This window comes from Fluviispira sanaruensis (assembly GCF_004295685.1).
GTDB lineage: Bacteria > Bdellovibrionota_B > Oligoflexia > Silvanigrellales > Silvanigrellaceae > Silvanigrella > Silvanigrella sanaruensis.
On record NZ_AP019368.1, the window covers coordinates 1,556,477 to 1,582,436 of the forward strand.

Consider the following 25,960-nt stretch of genomic DNA (forward strand, 5'->3'; position numbering starts at 1 on the left):
TTAACGTGATTTTTGCATTTGATTTAATAAAAGTGCAGTTTGTCGGTTGGTATTTTCAATCAGTTTGGCAATTTCATCGGTGATGTCTGGGCTTGGAAACCAGGCCGTGTTTTCTTCGAGTTTGCTATTTGCACTGCCTGAATAATACTCAACAATATTTTTAGCAACCACTTCAGTTTGGCGAGGTCCTACTGGAAAAACCAAGAGACTTATCCTGTTGCGAAAGAGGCGGCCATCGATAAAAAATTTGTCCCATTCCGTTTGCAAATTGAAATTTTTCCTATCGACCGATGTAATAATATAGTTTTGAGAGAGGAGTCGTGCCATAATACCAAAAACAAGTGCTGGGTGGGCCGAAGTTCTCCAGGTGTTTCCTTCTATAAAAGTTAGGTTGAGAGCAGCTATAGCTGCTTGATTGTTCATTAAGGGATCTATTTGCACACTGCGTTTGCGATTGTTGCGTGCTATCGTTTCTTGGCTCAATCCGCCTTTTCCATTTTCCTTTTGAATATCATTTGTTTCGTTGTCAGAATCGTCACGAAATAGGCTCCCAAAAAAACTATTCGATTGCTTAGCATCTGCGTTATCTTGTCCGCGTTTTGAGTATTGAGGGAATAAGGTTGAGCAGCCGGCTATAACCAAAATACTAAGAAGGTAGGCAATGATTTTTATCTTCATATTGAACCTCGTAAACTTAAGCTTTACTTATTGAATTATTTCATATTTTCAAGCTTTCCTTCAGCAAATATTTTGCAGCTGACAAATTATATTGACTAACAATTGCCGTCTCAATCGCGAAAAATATAATGAAATTTGCTTCATAATGTGGAGTTTTTTTCACTATTTAACATTTGCCCCATGTTCATTTGTATGATATGTGGAGCATTGCTTTTTTCGTGTTCAGAATATGTCTAAACGAAAGGTATCTACACATGACAAGCTCAAGTTCATCAGGGCTAAAACCCACTGCATGCCGCACAATAATTTCAATATCTCTTTGTGTGTTGTCATCATTTGCAATATTTATCAAATCACATGCAGCTGTGAAACTCACAACACTTGAGGCAATAAAAAAGAAAAAAGAGCTCGTTGTCTGTTCTGAATCTGGCTATATCCCTTTAGAAATGAAAACGGCATCTGGTAAATGGCTTGGCTTCGATTATGAAATGTCCTTGGCTTATGCAAAAGAACTTGGTGTTAAATTGACTATGGCTGATACAAAATGGGATGGGATCATCCCTTCTCTCATCTCATCTAAGTGTGACATGATTGTTTCTTCTATGGCCAAAACGGTTGAACGAGAGAAAGCGGTTGCATTCAGTGACCCTTATTATAACAATAATTTTCTCATTGCTGTTTTAGATACACCTGAAAACCGCAAAAAGTTTGCAAAAATCGAGAATTTTAATACTAAAGATATTAAAATTGCAGTGAAAACTGGTTCGGCACCGGATCTCTATCTCAAAAATTCAGAAACATTTAAAAATGCAGAAATCATGCGCTTCGATGCAGACTCTGACACTGTCAGCGCTGTGCTCAGAGGCCGGTCGACTGCTTTCATTTATGACACTCCATATGTTCGAGTTGCAGAATTGAATAACCCAGGCAAGTTATACGTCTTCCCTGAGACTTTCGATAAAGGTGACCAATTTGCTGTCGCAATGCGTACGAAAGACACAGATCTAGTCTCAAGCTTCAATACTTTCTTAGCAAACTGGAAAAAAAGCGGCGGATATGAAAAGACTATGAAGTACTATTTCGAAAGTAGAGAATGGCTTTCTCTTCTGGACAAATAATTTATTTATACGTGTATGAAACTTTTTGAAACATCCTTATTTTGGAAATAAGAAATACGATGCCAGATAAAAAACTCTCTATATTATACTCTTTTTTGTCTTTTTTCGTCATTGCACTCATTGCGTTCGCAATTGTACGGAGCTTTTATCACCTTGATTATCAGTGGGATTTCAGTGTCTTAGGGCCATATATATGGCTTCCTTCAAGTGATGGTGGTGGTCCAGGACTCTTTTTGCAGGGGCTTTGGATCACAATCAAGATGAGTTTTGAAGGCATCATTTTTGGATCCATTCTTGGAGTGATATTTGGAATTCTTTTGACGACAAATGAGAAAGTCTCGAAGACTGCAGCCCTTATATACGTGGATATTTTTAGAAACACCCCAGTCTTGGTCCAGCTATATGTCGCCTATTTTATCGTTGGCACCGCTTTCAATTTATCCGGAAGTGTTGCAGGTGTTTTGACAATGAGCTTGTTCTGTTCAGCATATGTAGCAGAAATTTTTAGAGGGACTTTAGCGAATTTTGAAAAGGGGCAGATTGATGCTGCAAAAGCTCTTGGTTTAAGTCCTTTCCAAATTGCAAGAAAAGTAATTGCACCTCAAGCATTGCGCAATATGTTACCTCCCCTTGTAGGACAATTTGTTTCTTTAATTAAAGACAGTTCTTTGTTATCAGTGGTCGCTATTCCAGAGTTAACAAAAGAAGCTCAGAATGCCGTCACTGTTACTTTCCGTAGTTTCGAAACTTGGTTTTTTATTGCTCTTTTGTATTTTGTTGTAAATACGCTTGTGAGCTCTTTTGGTCGCTACCTTGAAAAAAGATTAAGTGTAAGTCTCAAACAGTAAATTGGAAATTATTTATTATGTCACAAGAAGTAGTTGTCAGCCTTAAAGAAGTTAATAAAATATTTCACACTCCCACTGCTGAGCATCATGTGCTTAAGGGTATCAATTTTGAAGTGAAGCAAGGGGAAGTCGTTGCTTTAATCGGTCCTTCCGGAAGTGGAAAGAGTACCTGTTTACGTACTATCAACGCTCTCGAAACGATCACATCGGGAGATGTCGAAGTTTGCGGAATCAATTACCGTAACTCTAGGCAGTCCCTGCATATGATTCGCCGCAACACAGGAATGATTTTTCAACGCTTTGAGTTATTCCCACATATGACGGCTATTGAAAATGTGGCTTTAGGTCCCAATCTTGTTCTTGGTAAATCTAAGGATGAATCCTATAAAATTGCAAAAGATCTGTTGGATAGAGTGGGTCTTGGCAGTCATATGAATAAGTTTCCAAAAGGGCTTTCAGGTGGGCAGCAACAGCGTGTTGCAATCGCACGTGCGCTCGCAATCAATCCCAAAATCTTATTGTGTGACGAGCCAACAAGTGCCCTCGATCCCGAACTCGTGGATGAAGTAGTCGATATTTTAGTTGATATTGCCGCTACGGGTATGACAATGATTGTAGTTACTCACGAGCTTTATTTTGCCCAAAAAGTTTCGCACAGAACGATGTTTCTTGAAAATGGTTATATAGTTGAACAGGGCAATACAAAAGAGATGTTTGCTGCACCAAAGACAGAACGTCTGCAGACATTTTTAAAGCGCATCACGCATCAGTCCTAAGCTTTCTAATTTTTCCTTATGTCATTTTTTTGACGATGTTTAATAAAAAGTCAAAGAAATGACATTTTTTTATTTATTTCACTTTTAAGCTATCGACAAATTTTAAAGTTAAATCAACAATCAAAGCGCATCAGCTCTTAAGCATTTTTCATTGACTTATTCAGTCTTAAATATGCTTTGGGAAGTCTAAAAATTATTTAATATAATATTGCTTTATTCAATTCTGAGTTTATATAATTGAGAATTGAACACAATATTTTTTGAAAAATTATATTTATTAATAAATAAAATAAAAAGTATTGCAAATTGACTAGCCAAAAAGTTTGATATAAATATGTAGCAAATTGATTCATAGTTTAAAAAAAATTTGGAGTTCATATGTTAAATATGCCTTCTATCGTTGCGAAATCAACGTGTGTTTTTGCTGCTTGCTTATCTGCTCAAACATTTGCCCAAGCAAAAGACTATTATATTGTTTGCTATTATTCTGATTCCGATGTTTCGCTTGCAAGTAAAAATTCAGAGTTGATGACGCATAAGTTTGGTGTCAACCCAAATTATTTTTGGGCAAAAGACTCGAGAGCATTTTATGCAAAATCCACGAAGTTAACTGGAAAAATTATTGATGGATTTTTTGTTGAAAACTCTTTGAATTATGAAAATGTCATAGATAATTGTAATAATGCAATCGCTAAAGGAACCTTCTTGAAACCGGCTAAAGAAAGTTTTGTACTGCTCGATTTCAAGGCTGCCGAGTCCGATTTTTCTGGATATGAATATCCAATTCGCTTTGAAAAAGCTAAATCAGAGCAATCAAAAATCAAACAGATTGTTTTATTTGGTGATAGTTTGTCAGATACAGGAAATTTAAAAAGATGGACAAAAGTCATGCCGTATTTTCCATTTTGGTATGGACGTTTTACGGATGGCTTAATTTGGGTAGATTATTTATCTCGGAGAACAGAAGTACCTGTTTTGAACTTTTCTTATGGAGGAGCGAAAACCGATGGGAAAAATGAATATTATGTAAGCACAATACCAGATACAATTAAAGCAGTTGGTAGAAATTTAGTAACAGGAAATTCTGCAGATTATATTAAAACCTATCTGGAGAAATATTTAACTTCTGACTCATATTTGTCAACAAATAAAGCGCTCGCAAATCCTGATGAAACGCTTTTTATGATCTGGATTGGTGCAAATGATTATATTGAAAAATTTGAAAATAAGAATTTAACCAAACCTTTTCTAGATGACCCAGAACATCCGAGCGGTATTAATCATGCTTATAAGAAGACAATTAGTAATATAATTGATCAAATAAAATTGATTTATGCTAAGGGTGGTAAACATTTTTTAATTTTAAATTTACCGGATTTAGGTAAATCACCAATAGTTTTGACTTCAGAATATAGTAAACATGAAGACGATATGAAAAATCGTTTAGAACTTTCTGCGCGATTGAGTGATTTAACTAAAAGGCACAATGAATTATTAAAGGAATCCATCATTGTATTGCAAAATTCTTTGGCAGATAAAATTGATATAAATTTAATTGATATAGATGAAAATTTTTCAGATCTTTTAAGTAACGTGAATATTAATGATAAGTCATTCTTTGATTATGGTTTCAGAAAAATAAATTCCAAATATCCTGTGCCAAATAAATCAGGCTTATATGTACAAGATTTTTGTTACTATGGGGGCTATATTAACGCAATTTTCACTGAAACAAATGAAGAAGCAAATCAATTTGCAGTTAATAATTCATGCAAAAATCCAGATGGCTCTCTAAATAAATATTCTGTTTTTTATAATTCACCCCATCCGACGAGTTACGCTCATTGTTGGTTATCCTATTCCATTGAAAAAGCATTAGAGAAAAAAGGGCTTCTTGCAACGGACGTTGGATCTTTGAGTGCGTTTAAAAATTATTGTATCGAGCAGATTGAAAGCAACGGGAAAACTTTTAGATGAGAAAATTATTTTAGCATTTTTGCTATATCATCTAAGATAATTTCCGCTGCTTGCATAGACAGCTGGGTGTCTGCATCGGAGCATGCTTGGGTGGGATTGGGGTGCACTTCCATAAATATTCCATCAACTCCTATCGCCATTGCGGCTCGTACGAGTGGATGCACCATATGCCGCAGGCCAGAGGACTTACCATTTCCTGCTCCAGGCAATTGAACTGAGTGAGTGGCATCGAACACAACGGCATGTCCTTGGGTATGCATTTCAACAAGATTTCTAAAATCCACCACGAGATTGTTATAACCAAAACACGTGCCGCGTTCGACTAAAATAACTTTAGAGTTGCCGCACTTTTCAACAAATTGGGCGATTTCAAGCATTTCTTCCGCGGAAGTCCACTGTCCTTTTTTAATTTGCACAGTTTTTCCTGTAGACGCTGCTGCTATAAGAAGATCTCTTTGTTTGCAAAGAAAGGCGGGAATTTGCAAAATATCAACAGTTTTTCCCGCTTCTAAGGCTTGTTCCGCTGTGTGCACATCCGTGAGAACCGGAACTTTGAGTTCGCTACGAAGTTCTTGCAACCACTTTAAACCTTGTTTGACGCCCGGTCCGCGGATGCTTTGAGCGCTTGTTCTATTTGCTTTGTCGTAGCTGCTTTTAAAAATGTAAGGAAGATCGTGTTCTGCACATTTATTTTTAAGGAATTGCCCGACTTCAAAGCCAATTTCTCTGCTTTCAAACATACAAGGACCTGCCATAATGACAGGTCGTTTGCGTGAAAGTTGAATATCGTGGGTAATACACCCATCCCAATTTCCAGGAAATATATTTTGCTTAACTGTCATTTTTATTTTCCTAAGGTGTATTTTAAGGCTTGGTCAGTGGATATTGCGCCTTTGCCATATGATTTTACAACATAAAAAGTAACTCCGAGAGCTTTTCCGGTGCAAACAAAAGCTTGAATGAAATCAGGTTCACTCAGCCATTTTGGTCGATGGGAGTAAGTTTTAGCTTCTGGCGAGAGGAGATCACTTAAATGAATACCTATTTTTTTGCCTGTTTTTTGCATAAGAAAAAGGACTCTTGGGTCTAGAACGCTGTCAGAGTAACCATTTGCAGTTCCGCAGTCGACAAGAGCCACGTCAGCATCTTTTAATTTTTCAACGATCCGAATGACATCACTCGGAGCTAGAAAGCAGCCTCTTTCGACAATCAGCGGAAGGCGAGAGAGTGTAGCGGCTTCAAGAATGTCACTTTGGCGGCATAACTCTCCAGGTATATACAGAAAATTTGCGTATTGAGCCGCGATTTCAATTTCTTGAGCTGAGCTTACGAGGGCACCAAATGGACGTTGACTGGTGGATTTCGCTTTTTTCAGTAATTCTCGACTTTGTTCAGTTGAAAAATCTATAGATGAATGATTTGTACGGATTTTCCAATGTGAAAAGTCGTAAACTGAGAAAACGGATTCATGCAAATATGTGTCGCTCAATTCAAAACCGATTTCGAGAATAAAACTATTACTTGAACCAAAAAATGACATCCTAAAGTCTCCCAACTAGGAAGCTTTTTCATTGTCATGAGAAAGGTTTGTTTCGCTTCCTTGAATCAATTCATCTTCTGTTTGACGCAATTTTGCAAGTTTTTGTATGAGTTTTTCTAGAACAATTGCATGTTCACCTTTAGGATGAATATAAAATCCTCCAGTCCGTTGTAGTTCTTCGTCAAACCATTTGACCGTCACTTTGAGTTTTAACATTTTTGAATTGTCGATTTGAAATTGTTCTATTGGGATTTTGAGCAGCAGTTCATTGCCATTTTTCAAATGTACTTTTTTTACAAATTCTAATTTAAAACCATTCCAAGAGAGATCGAGAAGAATAGCTTTTGTTTTTTTGAAAGGATTCCATTTGGCCGTACGAACTTCAATAACGATGGCTGTGCTGTATCGGGGTTCTTTACGTTTTGGTGCATCTTCTGACATGGGCGCCACCTTATCACAAAAGGTATTCTTTGAGTATTGTATATATAAATTTATATCTCTTCTCTCCACAGGATGCGTGTCAAAAATTGTTCAAAACATAACAAAGAGAGCGCCAAGGCCAAAAGCCATGGAAATGCATTTAAAAGCGGGACTTTTTCAATAACGGCTGTTTTTTCTTTTAAGATTTCTTCTTTTTGCGTAAAGGTCGCTACATTTTCAAATAAAAATGGATTATCATATTTTTCCATTAGTTTTGCAGTTTGTGGAAATATAGGCCAATTTCCAAATTTTAATATGCTTTTATCACTTTTTTCTTGGCCAAGTGCCATTTCGACCACGGTGCTGCTGAGATTGTTGCCCTTTTGTAAATGAACGATCGAACTTATGGGTGAACTAAACTCAACGATTTCTTTATTCAGTTTTTGCAAAGATAAAGTGGATCCACTTAAATTTTTATTTGCATTTGTTATAAGATAAATGCTTTTCCCAAGCTGAATTCCTCCGCGGCTCCGAATATCTATTGATTTCTCTTCTGCATACAGTCTTGGGCCCAAAATATCTGGCGCGCGAATTCCGCTGTCTTGTCTTCTTTGTAGAAATTCAATGAGCCAATTAAAAATTGTTTCACTGCTATCTGCATTGCGCATTCTTATTGTATTCTCATTACTTTTAATTAGTTTTTCTTGCACATAGCCATTTAACCAATCTCCCGCAAGAAAACTGAGGACAATTCCTTTTTGTACAGGCATTGCAAGTAAAATGGGATGATTTCCCTCTTTTGTTTTTGCTAAAATAACAGCTTCTTTTTTAGGTTTACAATCAATAGCTGTTGCATGTGAGACAATGTTATCAAGGCTGCGTGAAAAATTTGAATTATTTATAAAATCAGAGTCGTTTGCAGACCAATGATATGTTTTTTCCATATCCCACTTCGGTTCATTTTCACAGGGAAATAAAGATTTAATAGATTGACTTTCACTTAAAAAGGTTAAAGGGCCTGCTTGGATAAAAAGGCGGCCTCCATTATAAACATATTTAACCAAGTTTTCAGATTCTTTTTCTCCTAAATAGGTATCAAATAAAAAATTCTGTGCAATAATACCATGAAAATTTTGCAGTTCTGAACCAAATAATTTATCTGCAGGGAATTCAATAAGAGAAAGTTGAGAACTTGGAATACTTTGATCACTGTTTATTTCACGTAAAATATAATAGCTTAGAAGATCGAGATTGGGCCAGAATTTTAATTTTTGTCTTAATGTTCTTAAACTCCAATCTGGCCCTACTGCTATATGCAATAATGTTGTTTTAGAATAGACAACTTGTACTGAAGTACTTGCTGTATTTAATGGGGGGTGAGCAAGGCTTGAATTTATATCTGCAGTGATAACTTGTGTCCCCGTTTTTGCAAAATTAATCGGGACATCGAAGGATTGGCGAATAAGATTGTTTTCTGGAACAGTTAATTCTACTGTTTTAGAATTTAAAAATGAATTACCTGTATGGAGAGTGATTTCAATTTTAATTTTTTTATTTGCGTTTGCTTTACCGATAAGAGAAACTGTAGCAATACTTTCTTCACCCAAGAAACTTATTTTTGGTATGAAGATATCAGAAATCAATAAATATTCATCTTCTATATTTGTTTCTGCTGGGATTATTTTTTCAAGTGGAATGTAAAATAAACGCTTTTCTTTAAAAGCAGAAGTCTCTTTTAATGTGCTATTAAATTTTAATGCATTTTCTCCATATAAATGGGCACTCGCTAAAACGACAATTTGACCTCTTAGTTTGTCAATTTGCTGTAGTAAATCTTCAAAATCCTGTACTGGTGTATTAGACTTTTTACCAAATGAATTAAAATGTATATCTATATCATTTGAAAAAAAACTTGTGATCATATTTTTTAATTTAGTTTTATCTTCATATTTCAAGTTGAGATCAGCTGGATGCACAACTTGAAGATGCATGAGAGAAATATTGCTTTCTCTTTTGTCAATAAATGGAAATAAGAGAGGAATAAATAAAAATAAAATAATTAAAAATCGGATGCCATAGATTGTTATTTTTTTCATGGCTCTAATCCTAAATTGCGAATTCTATTTAATATTTCAGGTAATTGTAGTTGATCTTCTTTATAATCTGTTGTAAGAAAAGAATACATTATATTTATAAAGCTTCTCATTTTATAATCTAAATTATTTTTATAGCAATCTTCTCCTGAAGAAAAAAAACGAGCATCGGTAATAAGAGCGTAGGGCGCTTGTGCATTTATTTTCTTTTTTAGCATGAGAACTTTAGTTGAATCGTTAATACACCCATTTAAAGTATTTAATAAATAAAAACTACGATAAAACATACCACGTTTTGGCGGAGATTCCCATTCCAATCCTGTTCCGATATCATCCAATTCAAAAAAATGAGATGGGAATGATTTTGCCCCTTCAACAATAAATATTCCCCCATTAGAGATATGTTCAATTAATGATTTTTTTGAGAGTAGAGAAATGTTATCTGTCCACCAGATTTCTGCTTCTCCAGGTTTGCAGGCATCGGGAATAAGTTTTTTTGGAATTTGAATAGTCCCGCGCCGAATAAGAGCTGTCCTAAATTTTTCATAATTATTTTCAATATTTTTCGGAATTTCCTGAGAGCACCAAGCTATTTTAAATGGAATATTTTCAGTGTCAACATTGCGAGGTAAGTTTTTACCTGCATAAAAGAGAGGTAAATTGAAGCGATTGTTGTCATTATTTTCAATTTCTTGAGCAAAAACTCTTTTTGGATTTGCTGTTAACATGAAAAAACCAAAAATAAGAGCTATTATTTTTGGTTTTTTCCACAACCAAAATAAGAGAAAAATACAGATGAAAGCAATTATTAATTCTATGATTTTATGAGTGTTTTTATCTTCAATTTTTGTATCCATTTGAAGATTTATTTCTGAAAATTTCATGGCGAATTCATCGGGTGAAATAAAGATCTGTTGTGAGTCAAAGACAGATGTTTGGATTAAAACCCAATTCCTTCCATTCGCTATTTTATATAAACCTGATGAAAATTGTTCTGCAGGTTTAAAATTGAAATTTTTAAGATCCAGAATTTCTGTAAATTTTATGGAGGTATTTAATCCAGCTTCTTCTAAACGTTCTTGGAGCTTATTTGCATCATCAAGTTTAACTTTTGTAAATGATAAATTTGATTTCTTTACTGTATTTGCTACGTCAAACCAGAAATTTGTCCAGCCCCTCGATCTTCCAAGTTCGCCATTTGGAGTTGCTGTTGTGGTTCGTAAATAAAAAAAGGGCAGTGATGATGATTTCCAAGCTAATGGTGTGCCGTCTGTTGCAGTAAAAAAAGTTTTAAATCGCCCCTTGTATTCTAGTTTTTCTCCAGGAATTAAATGGCCAATTTCTGCAGATGGAGGAGGTGGTAACAGAACAATGGGAACAGGATAGGCACCATTATCAAGTTGAACGGGTGATTTTTTTACTTCGCCATTTTCATTATTTAAAAGAGAACTACCCACATAAATGAGAGTATCGAAATTTGCATCAAAACCTTGTGGGGTCCAAAATTTAAAATCCTTATTCATAAGGGAAATAATATCATTGGTAATGGGAACAATCCAGAGGGCAGGATTGCGAAATTTCCAAGCATCATTTTCTACAACAGAATCTTTTTGAATATTTAGACATTTCTTTTCTATAAATTCATTGTTAAAAAAATTTATTAAACTTCTTAAGCTTGAAAAGGGATCGAGTTCAATTGCGCCAGGAAAGCGATCTGTGCAAACAATAAAGAGTGGAAGATCATTTTTATTTTTTTTAGCCGTTAAATTATCATAAAAAGTATCTCCGTAATGCAATGTGCTCAAATAGAAATGAGGTCTAGCTTCTGCGGGAATTTTAGATACCATTGGGTCAAAGTTAATAAAATCACTTTTATTTTCAAATTTTTCATTCCACAAATAAGATAGTTCTGCTGGGATAATTTCTTTCTCATCTTCTTTTATAACTTGCGATGGAGATGATTTTCTTAAATATGCAGAACCAAAAAAATTTTTCAAAGTGAGTATTCCTTGCAAACTTTCAAATTTACCATCAGATAAAACAATTATTTTACTTTTGTTATTAGAAAATAAGGTGTTTTCCTTAATTATTTTTGCGACTTTCTCTGTTTGGATGGATTGGATGAAAGGTGATGGTAATTTATTATTTTCTGATTCAAGAAAATCTTTTATTTTTGTTTTTGATTCTAAGGGTACTATTTTGTAATATATATCTATTTCACCATTTTTAATGGTAAAATTATTTTCGAGCCCATAATTATTATAGCTTAGTGCGAGTATTTTTTCAGCTTCATCACTCGGGTTAAAATTATCTTGGTTTCTTGATATCTTTGCACTTAATGAAGGATCAAGCCATACCAATCCAGTATTGTTTTGTTTCTCAATACTTTTTGGCGTTTCTTTTGGAAAATAAATATAGGAAAAAGAACTTGTGATTAATATTATTAGAATAACTGGAATAGGAGGTGGTTTTTTAAGTACAATATTATTATTGATTATAAATCTATTTTTTTTGCCTAGGAACCATGAGGGTATTTCTCTTTTCTTGGAATTTTTCACCCTAAAAAAAAGTATAAAAAGCGTGATAAAAGAAATACTAATTGATAATAAAATAATAAGCATATTTATTTATTCCTAAGATTATTTTTAATAATAAATTGAATAAATTCGCTTAGATTATCATGAGGGTTGATTACTTGAACGATGCTTTTACTTTCAATTGCTTTATTTTTAAAATAATTAATTTGATTTTTTGAATTAATTTGATATTCATTGCCACTAAAATAATAACTGCTTTTAGAAAATTCATTCTTTTCCCATGGAATAAGTTCTTCGATAGTAATATTTTTATTGTCTTGAATTGGATACTCAAGTGGATCGCGGGTGATAAAAAAAACACATTGTTTAAGATGCATATAGTTTATAAGCTGTAAGGCATTTTCTGCTGCAGCAAATGGTTCAGTCGAGTCAAATAAAAGATCAGTTAATATGTAAATATAATCAGCGGCGATCAATCTTTTGTTATGAAGAAGAGCTCCCGAAAAGAGATCATTGTCATAAATTGGAAATATGTCAAAAGAATGAGCAAGGCTACGGTGAGCTTCTTCAAGAATTGCAGTGATACCAATTGCAAGTTGACCTTTATTAATAAGGGTTTTTTCAGAATGATAAAGCATATTATCATAGCAATGAAAAAGAACAACGACTCGTTGTCTTCCTTGCCCATAATCGGTTCGGGTCAATAAATTTTGTGTTTTTATAAAATGATTTTTTGAAATAGCAGAAATGGGATCGCCATTTTCGAATGGTTTTATTGTAATCCCCAAACGTGAAGGTAAGTTTCTGCGATTGAGATCATTCGCAGAAAAAACACCTCCGAATAAATTTCGCAAATGCGCCCTTATATAAAAAGGAAGCGCACGCGAAGGCTGTTGGCAAGGCCAATATTTTTTTTCGCTTGGAAAAACGCCGCAAATTTTTTCAAAATTCATTTTTCCTCTTGTCTTTGTTTTTTTCTTTGATTTAAAGACAAATTTATTATCTCTCGTACAAATATTATGATAACAGAGAATTTATGAAATGGGCAATTTTACAAAATAGATTTCTATTTTGTCTTTTCATGTTAGGACTAAGCGAGGTGAAAGCCATGAAGCAAGAACTTTTAAAGCGTTTGAATTTAGCTGAAGGCAAAGAATTTGAAAATCCTATCGATGTCATCGACGAAATACGCAATGCGCATACAAATATTATTTGTAAGTATATGCAGCCAAGTCCTTTGCGTAGGTCTGACTGGTTAAGTGAAATAACTGGTGGGGATATTTGGCTAAAGCTAGAATCCTTGAATCCAAATGGCTCATTTAAAGTTCGTGGTGCTCTCAACGCTGTTGCAAATATTATAACGAAACAAAAAAATAAAAAAGTTAAGGTCTGTGCCGCTTCCGCAGGCAATCATGCACAAGGAATTGCATTTGCTGCAAAGAATTTAGGATGTGAAGCGCATATATTTTTACCGAAATATGCTCCATTGGTTAAAAGAGATGCGACTGAGAAATTAGGCGCTCAAATTTATCTGATCGGCGACAATTTAGAGGAAGCCTTTGAAGCCGCTTTGGTCTTTTCTGAAAAAGAAAACGCACATTTTATTCATGCCTATAACAATTACGACATTATTATTGGACAAGCCACCTGTGCTTATGAAGCTCTTTTACAGCTTTCTGATATTTCAAAAACCCCTTTTGGCGAGTTGGATTTTTTTTCATGCAGTGTCGGGGGCGGGGGGTTAGCCGCTGGAGCAGGCCTGGTGTTGAAAGCTTTAACAAAAGCTAATGTTGTTGGAATTGAGCAGGAATTTTATAATTCAGCAATCAAAAGTTTTAAAAGTAAAAGTCAAACGGCAAGTGAAAAAGCTCCGCATGCGACTATTGCCGATGGTATTGCTGTCGGCATGATCGGTAATTTAAATTATAATTATATGACGCGCTTTGTTGAGAATTTGAGCACAGTGTCCGATGACACTATTGTGAAAGCGATTCTTGGCTTATGTGAACAAGAGCGCATCCTTTCTGAAGGCGCTGGAGCAGCAGCTGTTGCAGACATGCTCAAACGCCCAGATTTTTATAAAGGAAAGCGTGTAATTTCCTGTATCAGTGGTGGGAATATCGATCCCCAATTGCTTACCCGAGTTGTCACCCGTGGCTTAAATATCACGGGGCGTGTGTTAAGAGTAAGCGTTTGTGTGAGTGATCGACCAGGCGGGCTCAAGAGGCTGCTTGAATGTGTTTCATCTCTTGAGGGAAATGTAGTCGATCTCATTCATGATCGAACATATAGCGAAGTGAGCGTAGGTGACGTAGATGTCGAACTCTCATTGGAGACTCGTAATTCAGAGCATCAGTATTCTTTACTGGAAAAGCTAGAAGAAGCTGGTTTTAAACCTAGAATGAGAAACTAGTGGGATTGAATTGGTATTGTGTTTGAGGAGGAATTGTTGTGAATGCTGGACTTTTAGATTGTTATGACACCATAATTATCGGCGGTGGCCCAGTGGGATTATTTGGAGCTTACTATGCTGGTCTCCGTGATATGTCTGTGCGCCTTGTTGATAGAAGGCACGAATTGGGAGGGCAGCTAACTGCAATCTACCCGGAAAAATGGGTCTATGATATGACTGGTATTCCAGCAATTCGTGGTAAAGAACTCTATAAGAATTTAGTGGAACAAACCGCTCCTTATAATATTCCAAGCAGTTTAAATGAAGAAGTTGTTCTTATTCGTAAGAATAGAAACAATATCTTGTGTATTGAAACCCGTAAGGGAACAGTCATGCACTCTAAAACGGCAATCTTGTGTTTAGGTATGGGAGCGCATATTCCGCGTCGCCTTGACATTCAAAATCTCCGTGAATTTGAAGGAAAAGGCATTCATTATGGAGTGCATTCTCTCGAAACATTTAGAAACAAGAGAGTTATTGTAGTTGGAGGTGGAGACAGCGCTCTTGATCTTGCTTTGACCATAGTAAATGATTGTAAAGATCTTTATGTCTTGCATAGATCAGATCGCTTTAATGCGCATGAGGAAACCACAAAAAAACTTTATGCTTCCGATGCAGAAATTCGTACTTTCTCAGAGTTGTCAGCAATTGAAGGCAATGAAAATCATTTGACGAGTGCCACCATCAAAAATACAAAAACAGGTGAAACGACCACAATTGAAATTGATGAAGTAATTATAGCTGTCGGACTTCTTTTTAATTTAGAAGTTGTACAACAGTGGGGTATAGCTATGGAAGGAAATTCCATTATTGTTGATCACAATCGTCAGACCTCAATACCTGGCATTTATGCAGCAGGCGATATAGTAACATATCCAGGCAAAATGAAACTGATTGGCACAGGCACAGCTGAAGCTATGCAAGGAATAAATCATGCTAAGGGATATATTCAAGAAAAGTTTCCATACTTATAAGGAAATTTAAGACTCTGTATTATTTTATAGAAATTTTTTTCTGCGCAGATCAATCAATGAGCTAAAATTTCTTACATCATTAGGTATTGTTGCAAAGTATTTTTTAGAAAATTAGAATAATAATGGATTAATTGAATAATAAATTATTTTAAACATATTTTTATTCCAATTTCGTCTTTAAAACTCATTATTTGCTATTTCTTCTGGGGAAAGAAAAGCATCGAATCTTTTTGCTTGAAGCGTGTCGAAAAGATTATTTATATTTTTAGAAGAATCGACAAGTTTATGCTTATTGTCAAATAAGAAATTTTCGGGATAAGTGCCAAATCTAGAAGCATTTTCAGCGTTTTTTTAAGCTGTTTAAATTAGGCAGAAAAGAAGAGTTTATTTTTAGCAGGAATTGACATTGAATATAAGGAACTAATTGTAGATTATAAAAGTTTCTTAGGAAGCACTAAAATCCTCTTTTATATTTTAGAAATTTTCATTCTCATAATGGATAGCAATGAGTTCTTCAAGCGAGATAGTTTATTGAGTATCCAATAAAATATTTTGATTCAATTGATAATGAATGAATTTAAGCATGACGCCAGAGGTGTGTCAGCAAGAGTCCGATTATATTAAATTTTTTTTGCGATAATACAAGTGGCAGCCTGTCGACACACCCAGTTTCGAAAACTAACAATTAAAAAAAACAAACTTAAAAGTTCTACAGCGTAATAACGATACACATTATAGCGGAGTGGAAGGTGCATGAAACAAAATGCTGATAGCGTGAACTTGGGAAATCCGTTTATTTCTATCAAAGATTCTTTGTAAAAATATGAATAAATAAGTAAAGATAAGGACAGATTGATAAGTATACGGAAGTCGGAACGACCCGAATAGAACTCGAAGTTTGGAAATGCCAAGCATATAGGGAAGGGGGAGCGGAGATGGTGATTGCTAAAATACAATTGTCTTTAATATTTACAGAAAATATACAGAGAGTTTCTTAACTGAGATAATAGGAAGGTTCGCAAAATTTAGTTTTGAAGATGCTGAAGAAAGAGCGCAATTTATTGAATTTGGTAAGAAGGCTTTTGAAAATTTAAACAGAGCAACTCCCTCTTAGACTTTTTCATAACAGAAGCATTTTTATAGGGTAATAATTAAAAGCAAGACACTGGATTTAAGAAGCAAGGAGAATGTATTGGAGGAGGTTGATTTTGGGGATCTGGAGAGTTTGTCTGATCATTTGGTTTTGCAAATGAATGACTGCTAATAATAATTAAATTTATAAATATTGTGCAAAAGGTAAAAATTGTTATTTTCAATTTTATTTATTCCTCATTCAAAAAAAATTAATTAAGTATAAAAGTATAATAATCTAGTTAAAAATATTTGTCAATAAAATAACTAAATTGATTGAATAATAATATTTGTTTTTTCTTTAACCAACTTGACAAGTTCTATTAATGATATTAATAATCATTCTCAATAAGTTTTTTGCTATATAGGAGATCATCGTGAAAACAAAATTAATTATTTTAGCTTCTGCATTGCTATCTTTAAATGCCTTTGCACAGAATCCTCAATGTAATCCTAGAGTACATGTTTGGTACACTTTGCAAAATGATTCACAAACGGAATGGCTCGTGCAGATCTCTCGCCTTTATGAAAATAATATTTCATTTGTAGATTCTTCTTGTTCAGAAGTTGATATTATAAACCAAAAGATTTCTTTACAACCAAAAGAAGTTAAGAAATTGGGTATGGTTGTAAATGCTTCGAAAGGATTCAATTCAACTTATTCCTTTATGGGTGTAAGGAATGATGCGCAGCCCAATCCTATGCTCAGTAAAGGAAGAGTTTCTTGCATTTTTATAGTGGCACCTTATGGGCCTGGGCAAATGGATCGTTACGACATTCGTTCAAATAATGCGGATTGTAACTCAACGAATTATGGAATGAATTTATATTTTAAATAAAGGTGGCGGATAAATCATCAGTTTGTTTTGTATTAATTTCTTCTGGTTTGAGTAAGCTAAGGGCTTCTCAGGGCAGAGTTGCTGTCCGCAAATACCCTTCGAAGACCTTAGCTTACTTTCCTCTCTAAATTTTATCTTCGCTGTGAAGATTTAAGCGACTTACTTTTGATGTTTTTGAAGTATCAGAGAATACTGAATATAAGCCTGAGTAAAACTTTCGAAGCGAGCCCAATAAAACGATTTTAAAAATATAAGTTGGCTTATTTAGCCTAAGATTTAGATAAAAGAAAAGCATTCTTGAAGGGTATTTGCGGCCAGCAACTCTGCCCTGAAAGGATGCTATTTCTTTTACCGAGAGTTTAAATAATAATCAAAAAACTTATATATTTAAAATCACACAAAAATTAAATTAGAGTAATACTATCTTTTAAAGACTCAGGAATTTCGATGGAAAATTTCTTTAATTCGCTTTCACTGATTAAAATACTACTTGTTGGAGCAACGATAGGCAAATCTATTGGTTTAATGCCATCGACAAGCATTTTTTTCAAGAGTTGAGCTGCCTGCACACCGGATTGAAAATAATCCACACCAAATTGCATAAGAGGTCCCTTTTTTTCTGCTGTCCCTGTTGCAATTATTGGCACATGTGCTTTGTCGGCAATTTGTCGTACGATAGGAAAAGCAGAAGCAATGGTATTGTCTGTTGGAATAAGAATAGCTTGTGAATTGATTGCGGCATGTTGAGCTGCTGCAGCAACATCTGCTTGGCTATTTGCGCCATTATCTTGGTATGCGATGCCAAATTTATCCAAGGAGATTTTCATTTGTTTAACAATAATAACAGAATTGGGTTCACCTGGATTATATAATAAAGAAACTTTTGTTACGTTAGGTAAGAGCGCTCGCATTATTGTGATCTGTTTTTCTATATCGGCCATATCTGTTGCACCGGTGATATTCGAGTCACTTTCTCTTAAATGCAGACCTTCTGGGTCTGTTACAGCGGCAAAGGCAATGGGTCTATTTTTAATTTCAGATTTTAATGCTTGGACAGCCGGTGTGGCGATAGCATAAAAACCAGAAATACTCTTATTTGCTTTAAAGCTTGAAGCAATCGCTTGTGCTTGCATCATTGAGCCTTGAGCATTTTGTTCAATTATTGTTATTTTATCCCCGAGTTCTTTTTTAATTTCAGACAAAAAACCACGCATGGTGTCATCTAAAGCTGGAAAAGATGCAGTTTGCAGAACACCAATTGTGTAATGACCTGCAGCGGTATTATTTCTCTTTATAAATAGAACTGTGCCTAAAATTACAACTAAGCCCAAAATAAGTGCAATAATTTTTTTATTCATGTGAGTTAACTCCACAAAAGTAGTTTAATACTAAAATATTTAATTTTTAAATTAAAGGAATTTATTAAAAAAAGAAATAGTAACGGTAGGCTAAATATGAAGTTTTACGTGCGGATGAGAATGGTAAAGAAAACTGAAAATTATGCTCTGTTTCTATAAACCCTATATTCGTTTGCATTGCTCTGCTCCGTGTCGTTTGCTTGAGTCATCCATATTGTACGATAAAGCCTACTGTTTAGTTAACTCTTCTTCGCACTATGACAGCAAGCATGATAACTTTTTTTCCATATATTGGCAAGTCTTAGTAACTATTTGCTCACAAAATTAAATGCATTATCATGCATTTAATTGCAGATATTGCTTTTGTTGCTAAGTATTAGCAACAACCTCTCTATATATAATTTAAGAACCTGTGTTCAGCTGGCCTTTTTGCAAAACCCAAGTGCGATTCGCGAGGAATTTTGCTTGCTGTTCTGCATGAGTGATCATCATAGTGGCCATATTGCGATTCTTCGTGAAGTTTTGCACAAATTGGAGTAGATTTTCAGTTGAAACGGGATCCAAAGCGGCCGTAGGTTCATCTAATAAAAGAATGTCAGGTTCGCATAGGGTCGCCATGATAATTGTAATAATTTGTCGTTGTCCCCCAGAAAGAATTCCAATCGGGGTGTTTAACAACTCTTCAAGTCTTAAACCTAATGGTTTTAATGTTTCTTCTACTATTTGTTCTGGAAAGTTCTTGATAGCGCTTTTAAAGCCAGCTTTTTTGCTTTTAAGCGTGGCCATAGCTAAGTTTTCAGCAACGGTCATTGTTGAGACAGAACCCATGTGGGTATTTTGAAATACGCGGCTGATAAAGCGAGCTCTTTTTGCTTCGGAGAGGGCTGATATTTCTTCATTATTGCGCAGAATTTTCCCGCTGGTTGGGGAAAGTCTGCCAGAAACGACATCAAGTAAAGTGCTCTTTCCGGCACCATTGTGGCCGAGAATAAGAATAAAATCTTTGGCATTAATGGAGCAGTTAATATCTTGTAGAGCTTTAAATTCTCCAAACTCAACATTTACATTTTCTAATTTAATCATACTGCAACAGTTCCTTTAGATTTTTTACTTTCTAATTTTTTGACAACTAGAATAACTACTATAAGGAGTCCTGTTATCAATTTTTGCCATGAAGGTTCAACTTGGAATTCTATTGTAATTGCAATTATCAATTGATAAACAATGGAACCCAGAATCGCCATAATAAACATATTTAATGCTAATAGCTCTGCAATCATACAACCTGCAAGTGCTGCAATTAATATACCAACATTACCAAAGGCAGAAAAAAAACCACTGTATTGGACAAATATTCCACCAGCTAAAGCGCTTAACGAGTTGGCTAAAATTAAAGAAAGAGTGATATATAAAGGCACACTTTTACCAAGTGAAGTCACAAATTGTTCATTTATGCCTGTTGATCTTAAAATAAATCCATTTTCAGTTTTCATATACCAAATAAAGATAAAAGCAACAGAAAGTGCCATAGCAGCAAGCAGAATTAAGGTGCCAAAAGGAATGAAATGAATAAGAGAAAATATAGTTGGAGCATTGCCAAGGGCAACATTCGCTCCACCAATATTAATACTAATAGAAAAAAGCATTGTCGTTACAACAATACCTGATATTAATTTGTTTAATCCAAGTTTTGTATGCAGCAAACCGGTAACGCTGCCTGAAATACCGCCGGCGAGGCAGCCAAAAAGCAAAGCTAGCCAAGGATCTGTTTTGTGCAAAAGTGACCAAGCAACAACGGCTCCGCCTAAACCAAAAGTGCCTTCAATACTGAAGTCATCAAATTTCATAACTCGAGATGCGAGATAAATGGCCATGACGATAAAAGCACCAATAAAACCACGTTCAAAAATACCGATAACAACAGGCAAAAACGACATCATGCTCATTTATCCTAACTAAACAGAAAAATCAGATTACATTAACGATACGCTGTCTTTAATAGACTCAGGAATAACGAGCCCAAGTCTCTCTACAACTTTTGAACTTATAAGTATACTGCTACTCGGCGATACTACGGGTAAGTCCATAGGTTTTATACCATCAATTAATATTTTTTTCATGAGTTGAGCTGCTTGGACGCCTGATTGAGTGTAGTCGACACCGAATTGCATAAGTGGCCCTTCGCTTTCACCCGTCCAAGTTGTGACAAAAGGGGTATTGGCTTTATCTGCAATTTGACGAACGATTGGTAATGCAGAAGCAATCGTATTGTCTGTTGGAATAAGAATAAGATCAGAGTTTTGTGCAGCATGTTGAGCAGCTGCAGCAACATCTGCCTGGCTATTTGCTCCATTGTCTTGATAAGCAATGCCATATTTGTCTAATGTTGTTTTCATTAGTCTAACTAAGAGCACAGAGTTTGTTTCGCCTGGATTGTATAATAAAGCAACTTTTGTTAACTTAGGCATTATCTCTCTTAGAATTGAAATTTGTTTTTCAATATCTGCCATGTCCGATGCGCCAGTGATATTTGAACCAGCTTCTCTTAAATGCAAGCCAATAGGATCTGTCACTGCTGCAAAAGTAATAGGTCTGTTTTTAACCTCTGATTTTAATGCTTGCACAGCTGGTGTTGCAATAGCAAAAAAGCCTGAAATGCTTTTATTTGCTTTGAAGCTTGAAGCAATTGCTTGAGCTTGCATCAAAGAGCCTTGAGCATTCTGTTCAATAACAGTTACATTATCACCCAGTTCTTTTTTAATTTCGGAAATAAAACCTTTCGCTGAATCATCTAATGGGGGGAATGATGCAGTTTGTAAAATTCCGATTGTGATGTGATTTTCTTTTGGATTATTTCTTTTTAATAAAACAACTGCTGCTAAAATGGCAATTAAACCTAAGAGAAGTGCTATGATCTTTTTGGTCATGAATGTAAACTCCACAAATGTAATTTAAATACAAAAATGTATTTTAAAATAATATTTAATTTTTAGATAAAGGAATTTTTAAAAAAAGAAATAAAATCGATTGGTAAAATAGGAGGTCACGCAGGAAGAAGATAAAGGTGAAGAAAGCTGAGTTTCTCGCTGTATTACTTTAGATCTTATTTTCGTTTGCATTATTTGCTCCGTATCGATTGCTTAAGTCATTCATTTTAAATGAGAATGTTAGAATTTGTCATAACATTAACACGTACGATGACAGCTGCTAGACTATCTATTTTTAATGCTATTGGCAAGTAAGAATTGAAAACTTTTTGCTTAAATTTTAGAAAACAGATTTTCTATAAAGGGATCGAACTATCCCAATAATTTTATCCGATTCATCAATGCCAAAGGGAATGGGTTCAAAATCGGGGTTTTCAGGTACTAAAAAAGCAGGAGGCAGAGGATTTTTGTGAGAAATATTCTTCAATGCGAGTTTATAGAGTGCAGATCCTTTTTGAGCGTATCTTTTGACTGTGACTTCACCTTGATTCAGGTAGGCCACAACAATATCACGATCATGAGCCGTCTGAATCGTTTCTACCAAAATTATGTCTTTTGGCAGAAAACCCACGTTTAACATACTATAACCTTCTATATTTAAAGCGAATACTTTGCCATCGCGCAAAGTATTGCGAGCTACACTCGGAAATATTATAAATTCTCCGGCATTTTCAATAGCTTCATGTGGGTTTCCCGCTTGGACAATTCCGAGCATAGGCACTCTCAAAAGATCTTCGAATCCTGGTAAGACATTCGAGTTATTCATTTTCTCTAAATATTTTTTCTTTGCGCTGGTAAAGCGACTCTTATGAGAAAGAGTGTTAACAGCTGGATATTGATTAAATATTCCATCGAGTACAGCCGCAGTGGGCACCAATTGACGTGACTTCCCTGGCATAGGTGATAGTAACAAACCCTTTTTTCTTAAGGCAGCTATAACATCTTGGGCACTGCCAACGGATTTCCATTGGAAATAATTTGCAATTTCCCGGATAGTTGGTGGAGTGCCAGTGGAATCCATGTGATTGAGGATAAATTCCATTACTTTACGTTGTACATGAGTAAGTTCGAGCATTGAAAGCCTCTCGAATTCAAGAAAAAAAGAGTACCATACGAAGATATGGTACTCTTTTTTTGCGCAGCTATCAAGAAGCTTAGTTAACTTAATTTGTCTAAGTCGAAATAAAGTCTTTTATTTTGTGTTCCATTTCCTTTTTAAGTTTATTAATGACGCTTTTATTTATAGAAGTAACAACGAAATCTCTTTTTTCTTTTGCATTCCAAGTTCCTTGTCTTTTAGCATATTGCCATGTGAGAGTAGCAATTCTTTCTTGTAATGTATTGATATATTCTTGTTTATTTAGTGTGTCTGGGTGAATTTTGCATTCTTTTATAAAGTTTAAAACTTCTTTGTAGCCTATAGCTTGAATTGCATGGAATTTTGCAAGCTCATCACCATATTTCTCATATAATACCTTAACTTCTTCAATCCAACCATGATTAAATAAAATAGGAACTCTTGTTTTAATACGTTCTTTCAATTTATCATCTTCGGGTTCAAGATGAATTACGTAACAAGGGAAGAGCGTTTCTTGATCATTCAGAACCCCCGTTTTAGAGCGGAGAGTGCTCATCGGTATTCCTGTTAAAATATAGATTTCAAGTGCTCTTTCGATTCGGGTTTTATCATTTGGATGTAATTCTTGTGCCCGTATAGGATCAACTTGATTTAACCACTCATGACACCATGGCCAACCGTTTGTTTCTGCTAGAATCCTTAATTTTTCACGAAATTCATCATTGCGAGCAGGAAAGTTATCGAGACCATGTAAAAAAGCGCGAAGATAGAGACCACTGCCACCAACGCAAAATGGAATATGACCCCTATCGATAATTTCTTTACAAGTCTCAGTTACTTTCTTCGCAAATGTATTGGCATCTAAATTTTCATTTATATGTATGAGATCGATACAGTGATAAATATAATTTTGTCGTTCTTCTGCGCTCGGTTTTGCTGTACCAGCAGAAAGTTCTTTATATATTTGAAAAGCATCTAAATTGACTATCTCGCATTTTTTACCTTCTGCTGCAAATTGATCAACTAAAGTATGCGCCAACCCAGATTTGCCGCTCGCAGTAGGTCCGATAAATATAAAAGCGAAAAGGTTGCCTGTTTGAATTATGTCCTTTGAAACCACGTAGAAATATCCTTCTCAGAAAATTTACGAATAACTGGTCGACCATGTGGGCAGTGGGCGTAAAAATCAACATCTTTTGCGCGCCCTAATAATCTTTTGACCAGTTCTTCATTCAATGGGTCACCTGCTCTAACAGCACTATGGCAGGCTATCGTTGCAAATAAAAGATGATATATTTTTTCACTATCTAAAGCTTGAGACTGCATATTGAGTTCAATAAATTCCTTGTTTATTTTTTGAGCTTTTTCAATAAGTGGGTGAATTTCGGTTTGTGGTATTCCGTTGAATGTAAGTATACGTGCAATGATTTCATCAAAAACTTCTGGTATTTTTTGTGGGGTCAGAAAGCTTGGAAAAGAATGAATTGCAATATGGTTATTTTTTAAGATTTCAATTTGAAAACCGAGGTTGTCTATTTTATTTTTATCTTCAGAAATAATCTCTGAAATAATTTCTGTTGATGGAATAATTACGGGTGTTAATAATTGTTGTTTAAGTATCATTTTATTCATATGGGAAACAATGAGTTCTTCAAATAATATTCTTTCATGAAAAGCATGTTGGTCAATTATCCAAAGTTCTTTAGATATTTCAAGCAATAAAAAGCATTGAGCGAATTGTCCTAAATAAATTGCAGAATCAAAAATTGAAGTTTTTATTTCTGTAAATAATTTCTCTTGATTTATTCTTGGTGAGGTTTTTTCTATAACTTTATCATTTAAAATATTATTTTTTTCATAACTCGTTTCATCGGTTTTCAGTTTCCCAACGGAATTCCCTTTGAGATTGTAACTGTAATCTTTTTTAAATTGATTGCTATTTGAAGAATTATTGAGCGATGAGGATAAAGTTTTTTCATACTTAGGGATCGTTTGAACAGCAGAACTTTTGGGCGATAATTCTTGATAATTTTGTGCTTCATATTTAGGGATCGTTTGAACAGATTCAACTTTCGGCAAAGAGGGGTGAGAATCATTGGACTCTTGTGTCGAAGTCCGCGATGCTTTATTATGAATGGCTTCTTTTAATGTGTTTTGAATTCCGATATAAATCAGATCTTGTATAACAGCATTGTCATAAAATCGGACTTCAACTTTGGACGGATGGGCATTCACATCAACCCAAGAGGGATCCACTTCTACAAAAATAATTGCGGGTGCAACGAGCCCTTTTAAGAGCAATCCTTGGTATGCTTGAATAACTCCTGTGCGAACAATTTTATCTTTAACATAACGGCCATTGACAAAAGTTATGAAATGACTCGGTGTTGTTTTGGCGGTGTGTGGTAAACCTATGAAGCCTGTTAATTTAAAAGATCCACGCGTATAGTTTATTTCGGTAAAATCTTTTGCATTAAAGTTAAATATTTCAGTAAAACGATCCGCAGAAGAATTTTTTGCTTTATAATTAAAAACTTCTCTGCCATTGTGAGATAATCGAAAAGTAATATTATAAAAAGCTAAAGAAACAGCGGTTAAGAAATCGTGAATATGCGCGAATTCAGTTGCAGTTGATTTTAGAAACTTTAATCTAACAGGGACGCCAGAAAAAAGATCTTTGACTTGCACAGTTGTGCCAACTGATGTCGAGACATCTTTTTCTGAAATACGCTTCCCACAGTTTAAAGTAATTTCACGGCCCAAATCTTGATCGTGTGGGCGTGATTTTATAGAGAAATGTGACACAGATGCAATACTTGGCAAGGCTTCTCCCCGAAAACCAAAACTGAGTAGAGTGTCTAAATCTTTAAATTGAGAAATCTTACTGGTAGCATGTCTTTCCAGTGCAAGGGAAAGATTTTTTGCGGACATGCCATAACCATCATCTGCAATGCGTATCATTTGCTTTCCGCCATCGAGCAGTTCGATGGAAATGTGTTTAGAGCCTGCATCGATGGAGTTTTCTACCAATTCCTTTATGACATTATAAGGTCTTTCAACAACTTCTCCGGCTTTTATTTGATTTATAAGTTCATCGTTTAGATGTCTGATCTCATTTTGTAGCAAAGGAGTTCTCCTACAGAATAATGAATTA

At 35.0% G+C, this 25,960-nt stretch carries 21 protein-coding genes; 7 read left to right on the top strand and 14 right to left on the bottom strand.

Annotated features, from left to right (window positions below; translation table 11 throughout):
- Positions 1-678: a hypothetical protein gene (locus EZS29_RS06675; protein ID WP_130607819.1), complete on the bottom strand. Its 678-nt coding sequence runs from the start codon at positions 676-678 to the stop codon at positions 1-3.
- A 254-nt stretch (positions 679-932) separates the two neighbouring features.
- Here EZS29_RS06675 and EZS29_RS06680 point away from each other — a divergent pair, with 254 nt between their 5' ends.
- The 4 genes from EZS29_RS06680 to EZS29_RS06695 all read left to right on the top strand — a co-directional run bounded on the left by EZS29_RS06680 (position 933) and on the right by EZS29_RS06695 (position 5,397).
- A complete protein-coding gene (locus tag EZS29_RS06680) occupies positions 933-1,796 on the top strand; it encodes a transporter substrate-binding domain-containing protein (protein ID WP_172603815.1) in 864 nt (287 codons plus the stop codon).
- A 59-nt stretch (positions 1,797-1,855) separates the two neighbouring features.
- Complete coding sequence (locus tag EZS29_RS06685; protein ID WP_130607823.1) at positions 1,856-2,644, top strand: amino acid ABC transporter permease; 789 nt, start codon at positions 1,856-1,858, stop codon at positions 2,642-2,644.
- A 17-nt stretch (positions 2,645-2,661) separates the two neighbouring features.
- On the top strand, positions 2,662-3,420 hold the full coding sequence (locus EZS29_RS06690; protein WP_130607825.1) for an amino acid ABC transporter ATP-binding protein: 759 nt from the start codon (positions 2,662-2,664) through the stop codon (positions 3,418-3,420).
- A 378-nt stretch (positions 3,421-3,798) separates the two neighbouring features.
- Positions 3,799-5,397: an SGNH/GDSL hydrolase family protein gene (locus tag EZS29_RS06695; protein WP_130607827.1), complete on the top strand. Its 1,599-nt coding sequence runs from the start codon at positions 3,799-3,801 to the stop codon at positions 5,395-5,397.
- 5 nt (positions 5,398-5,402) lie between these two features.
- On the opposite strand, the gene kdsA is transcribed toward EZS29_RS06695, so the two are convergent.
- The 6 genes from kdsA to EZS29_RS06725 are packed head-to-tail and all read right to left on the bottom strand — an operon-like array spanning position 5,403 to position 12,940.
- Complete coding sequence (gene kdsA, locus EZS29_RS06700; protein WP_130607829.1) at positions 5,403-6,239, bottom strand: 3-deoxy-8-phosphooctulonate synthase; 837 nt, start codon at positions 6,237-6,239, stop codon at positions 5,403-5,405.
- A gap of 2 nt (positions 6,240-6,241) precedes the next feature.
- The gene (locus EZS29_RS06705; protein ID WP_130607831.1) at positions 6,242-6,937 is read right to left on the bottom strand and encodes a DAHP synthetase I family protein; all 696 of its coding nucleotides are present in this window, start codon (positions 6,935-6,937) and stop codon (positions 6,242-6,244) included.
- Between the two features lie 15 nt (positions 6,938-6,952).
- A complete protein-coding gene (locus EZS29_RS06710) occupies positions 6,953-7,378 on the bottom strand; it encodes a PilZ domain-containing protein (RefSeq protein WP_130607833.1) in 426 nt (141 codons plus the stop codon).
- A 50-nt stretch (positions 7,379-7,428) separates the two neighbouring features.
- Positions 7,429-9,453: a hypothetical protein gene (locus EZS29_RS06715; protein ID WP_130607835.1), complete on the bottom strand. Its 2,025-nt coding sequence runs from the start codon at positions 9,451-9,453 to the stop codon at positions 7,429-7,431.
- Positions 9,450-12,071 (bottom strand): hypothetical protein, encoded by a 2,622-nt coding sequence (locus tag EZS29_RS06720; RefSeq protein ID WP_130607837.1) that lies wholly within the window; start codon positions 12,069-12,071, stop codon positions 9,450-9,452. Before EZS29_RS06720 ends, EZS29_RS06715 begins: the two co-directional genes overlap by 4 nt.
- Before the next feature lie 2 nt (positions 12,072-12,073).
- Positions 12,074-12,940, bottom strand: coding sequence for a hypothetical protein (locus tag EZS29_RS06725; RefSeq protein ID WP_130607839.1), 867 nt, complete (start codon positions 12,938-12,940; stop codon positions 12,074-12,076).
- Between the two features lie 155 nt (positions 12,941-13,095).
- Between EZS29_RS06725 and EZS29_RS06730 the strand changes: the two genes are divergently transcribed.
- The 3 genes from EZS29_RS06730 to EZS29_RS06740 all read left to right on the top strand — a co-directional run bounded on the left by EZS29_RS06730 (position 13,096) and on the right by EZS29_RS06740 (position 17,383).
- Entirely contained in the window at positions 13,096-14,400 is a 1,305-nt protein-coding gene (locus tag EZS29_RS06730; protein ID WP_172603816.1) for a pyridoxal-phosphate dependent enzyme, read from the top strand.
- A 38-nt stretch (positions 14,401-14,438) separates the two neighbouring features.
- Positions 14,439-15,413, top strand: a complete 975-nt coding sequence (locus tag EZS29_RS06735) for an NAD(P)/FAD-dependent oxidoreductase (protein ID WP_172603817.1) — start codon at positions 14,439-14,441, stop codon at positions 15,411-15,413.
- A 1,508-nt stretch (positions 15,414-16,921) separates the two neighbouring features.
- Positions 16,922-17,383 (top strand): hypothetical protein, encoded by a 462-nt coding sequence (locus EZS29_RS06740; protein ID WP_130607845.1) that lies wholly within the window; start codon positions 16,922-16,924, stop codon positions 17,381-17,383.
- Positions 17,384-17,787: 404 nt separating this feature from the next.
- Here EZS29_RS06740 and EZS29_RS06745 read toward each other — a convergent pair whose 3' ends face one another.
- The 7 genes from EZS29_RS06745 to mutL form a co-directional block, all read right to left on the bottom strand.
- Positions 17,788-18,741: an ABC transporter substrate-binding protein gene (locus EZS29_RS06745; RefSeq protein WP_130607847.1), complete on the bottom strand. Its 954-nt coding sequence runs from the start codon at positions 18,739-18,741 to the stop codon at positions 17,788-17,790.
- A 402-nt stretch (positions 18,742-19,143) separates the two neighbouring features.
- Positions 19,144-19,824, bottom strand: coding sequence for an ATP-binding cassette domain-containing protein (locus tag EZS29_RS06750; protein ID WP_130607849.1), 681 nt, complete (start codon positions 19,822-19,824; stop codon positions 19,144-19,146).
- Positions 19,821-20,681 carry an ABC transporter permease gene (locus EZS29_RS06755; protein WP_172603818.1) on the bottom strand — a complete coding sequence of 287 codons (861 nt, stop codon included), beginning with the start codon at positions 20,679-20,681 and terminating at the stop codon, positions 19,821-19,823. The genes EZS29_RS06750 and EZS29_RS06755 overlap by 4 nt, the downstream gene beginning before the upstream one ends.
- A 33-nt stretch (positions 20,682-20,714) precedes the next feature.
- Positions 20,715-21,668, bottom strand: a complete 954-nt coding sequence (locus EZS29_RS06760) for an ABC transporter substrate-binding protein (RefSeq protein ID WP_130607853.1) — start codon at positions 21,666-21,668, stop codon at positions 20,715-20,717.
- Positions 21,669-22,008: 340 nt separating this feature from the next.
- Positions 22,009-22,803 carry a transcriptional repressor LexA gene (gene lexA / locus EZS29_RS06765; RefSeq protein ID WP_130607855.1) on the bottom strand — a complete coding sequence of 265 codons (795 nt, stop codon included), beginning with the start codon at positions 22,801-22,803 and terminating at the stop codon, positions 22,009-22,011.
- Positions 22,804-22,900: 97 nt separating this feature from the next.
- On the bottom strand, positions 22,901-23,926 hold the full coding sequence (gene miaA / locus EZS29_RS06770; RefSeq protein WP_130607857.1) for a tRNA (adenosine(37)-N6)-dimethylallyltransferase MiaA: 1,026 nt from the start codon (positions 23,924-23,926) through the stop codon (positions 22,901-22,903).
- Complete coding sequence (mutL, locus tag EZS29_RS06775; RefSeq protein WP_130607859.1) at positions 23,908-25,932, bottom strand: DNA mismatch repair endonuclease MutL; 2,025 nt, start codon at positions 25,930-25,932, stop codon at positions 23,908-23,910. Before mutL ends, miaA begins: the two co-directional genes overlap by 19 nt.
- Positions 25,933-25,960 lie beyond the last annotated feature (28 nt).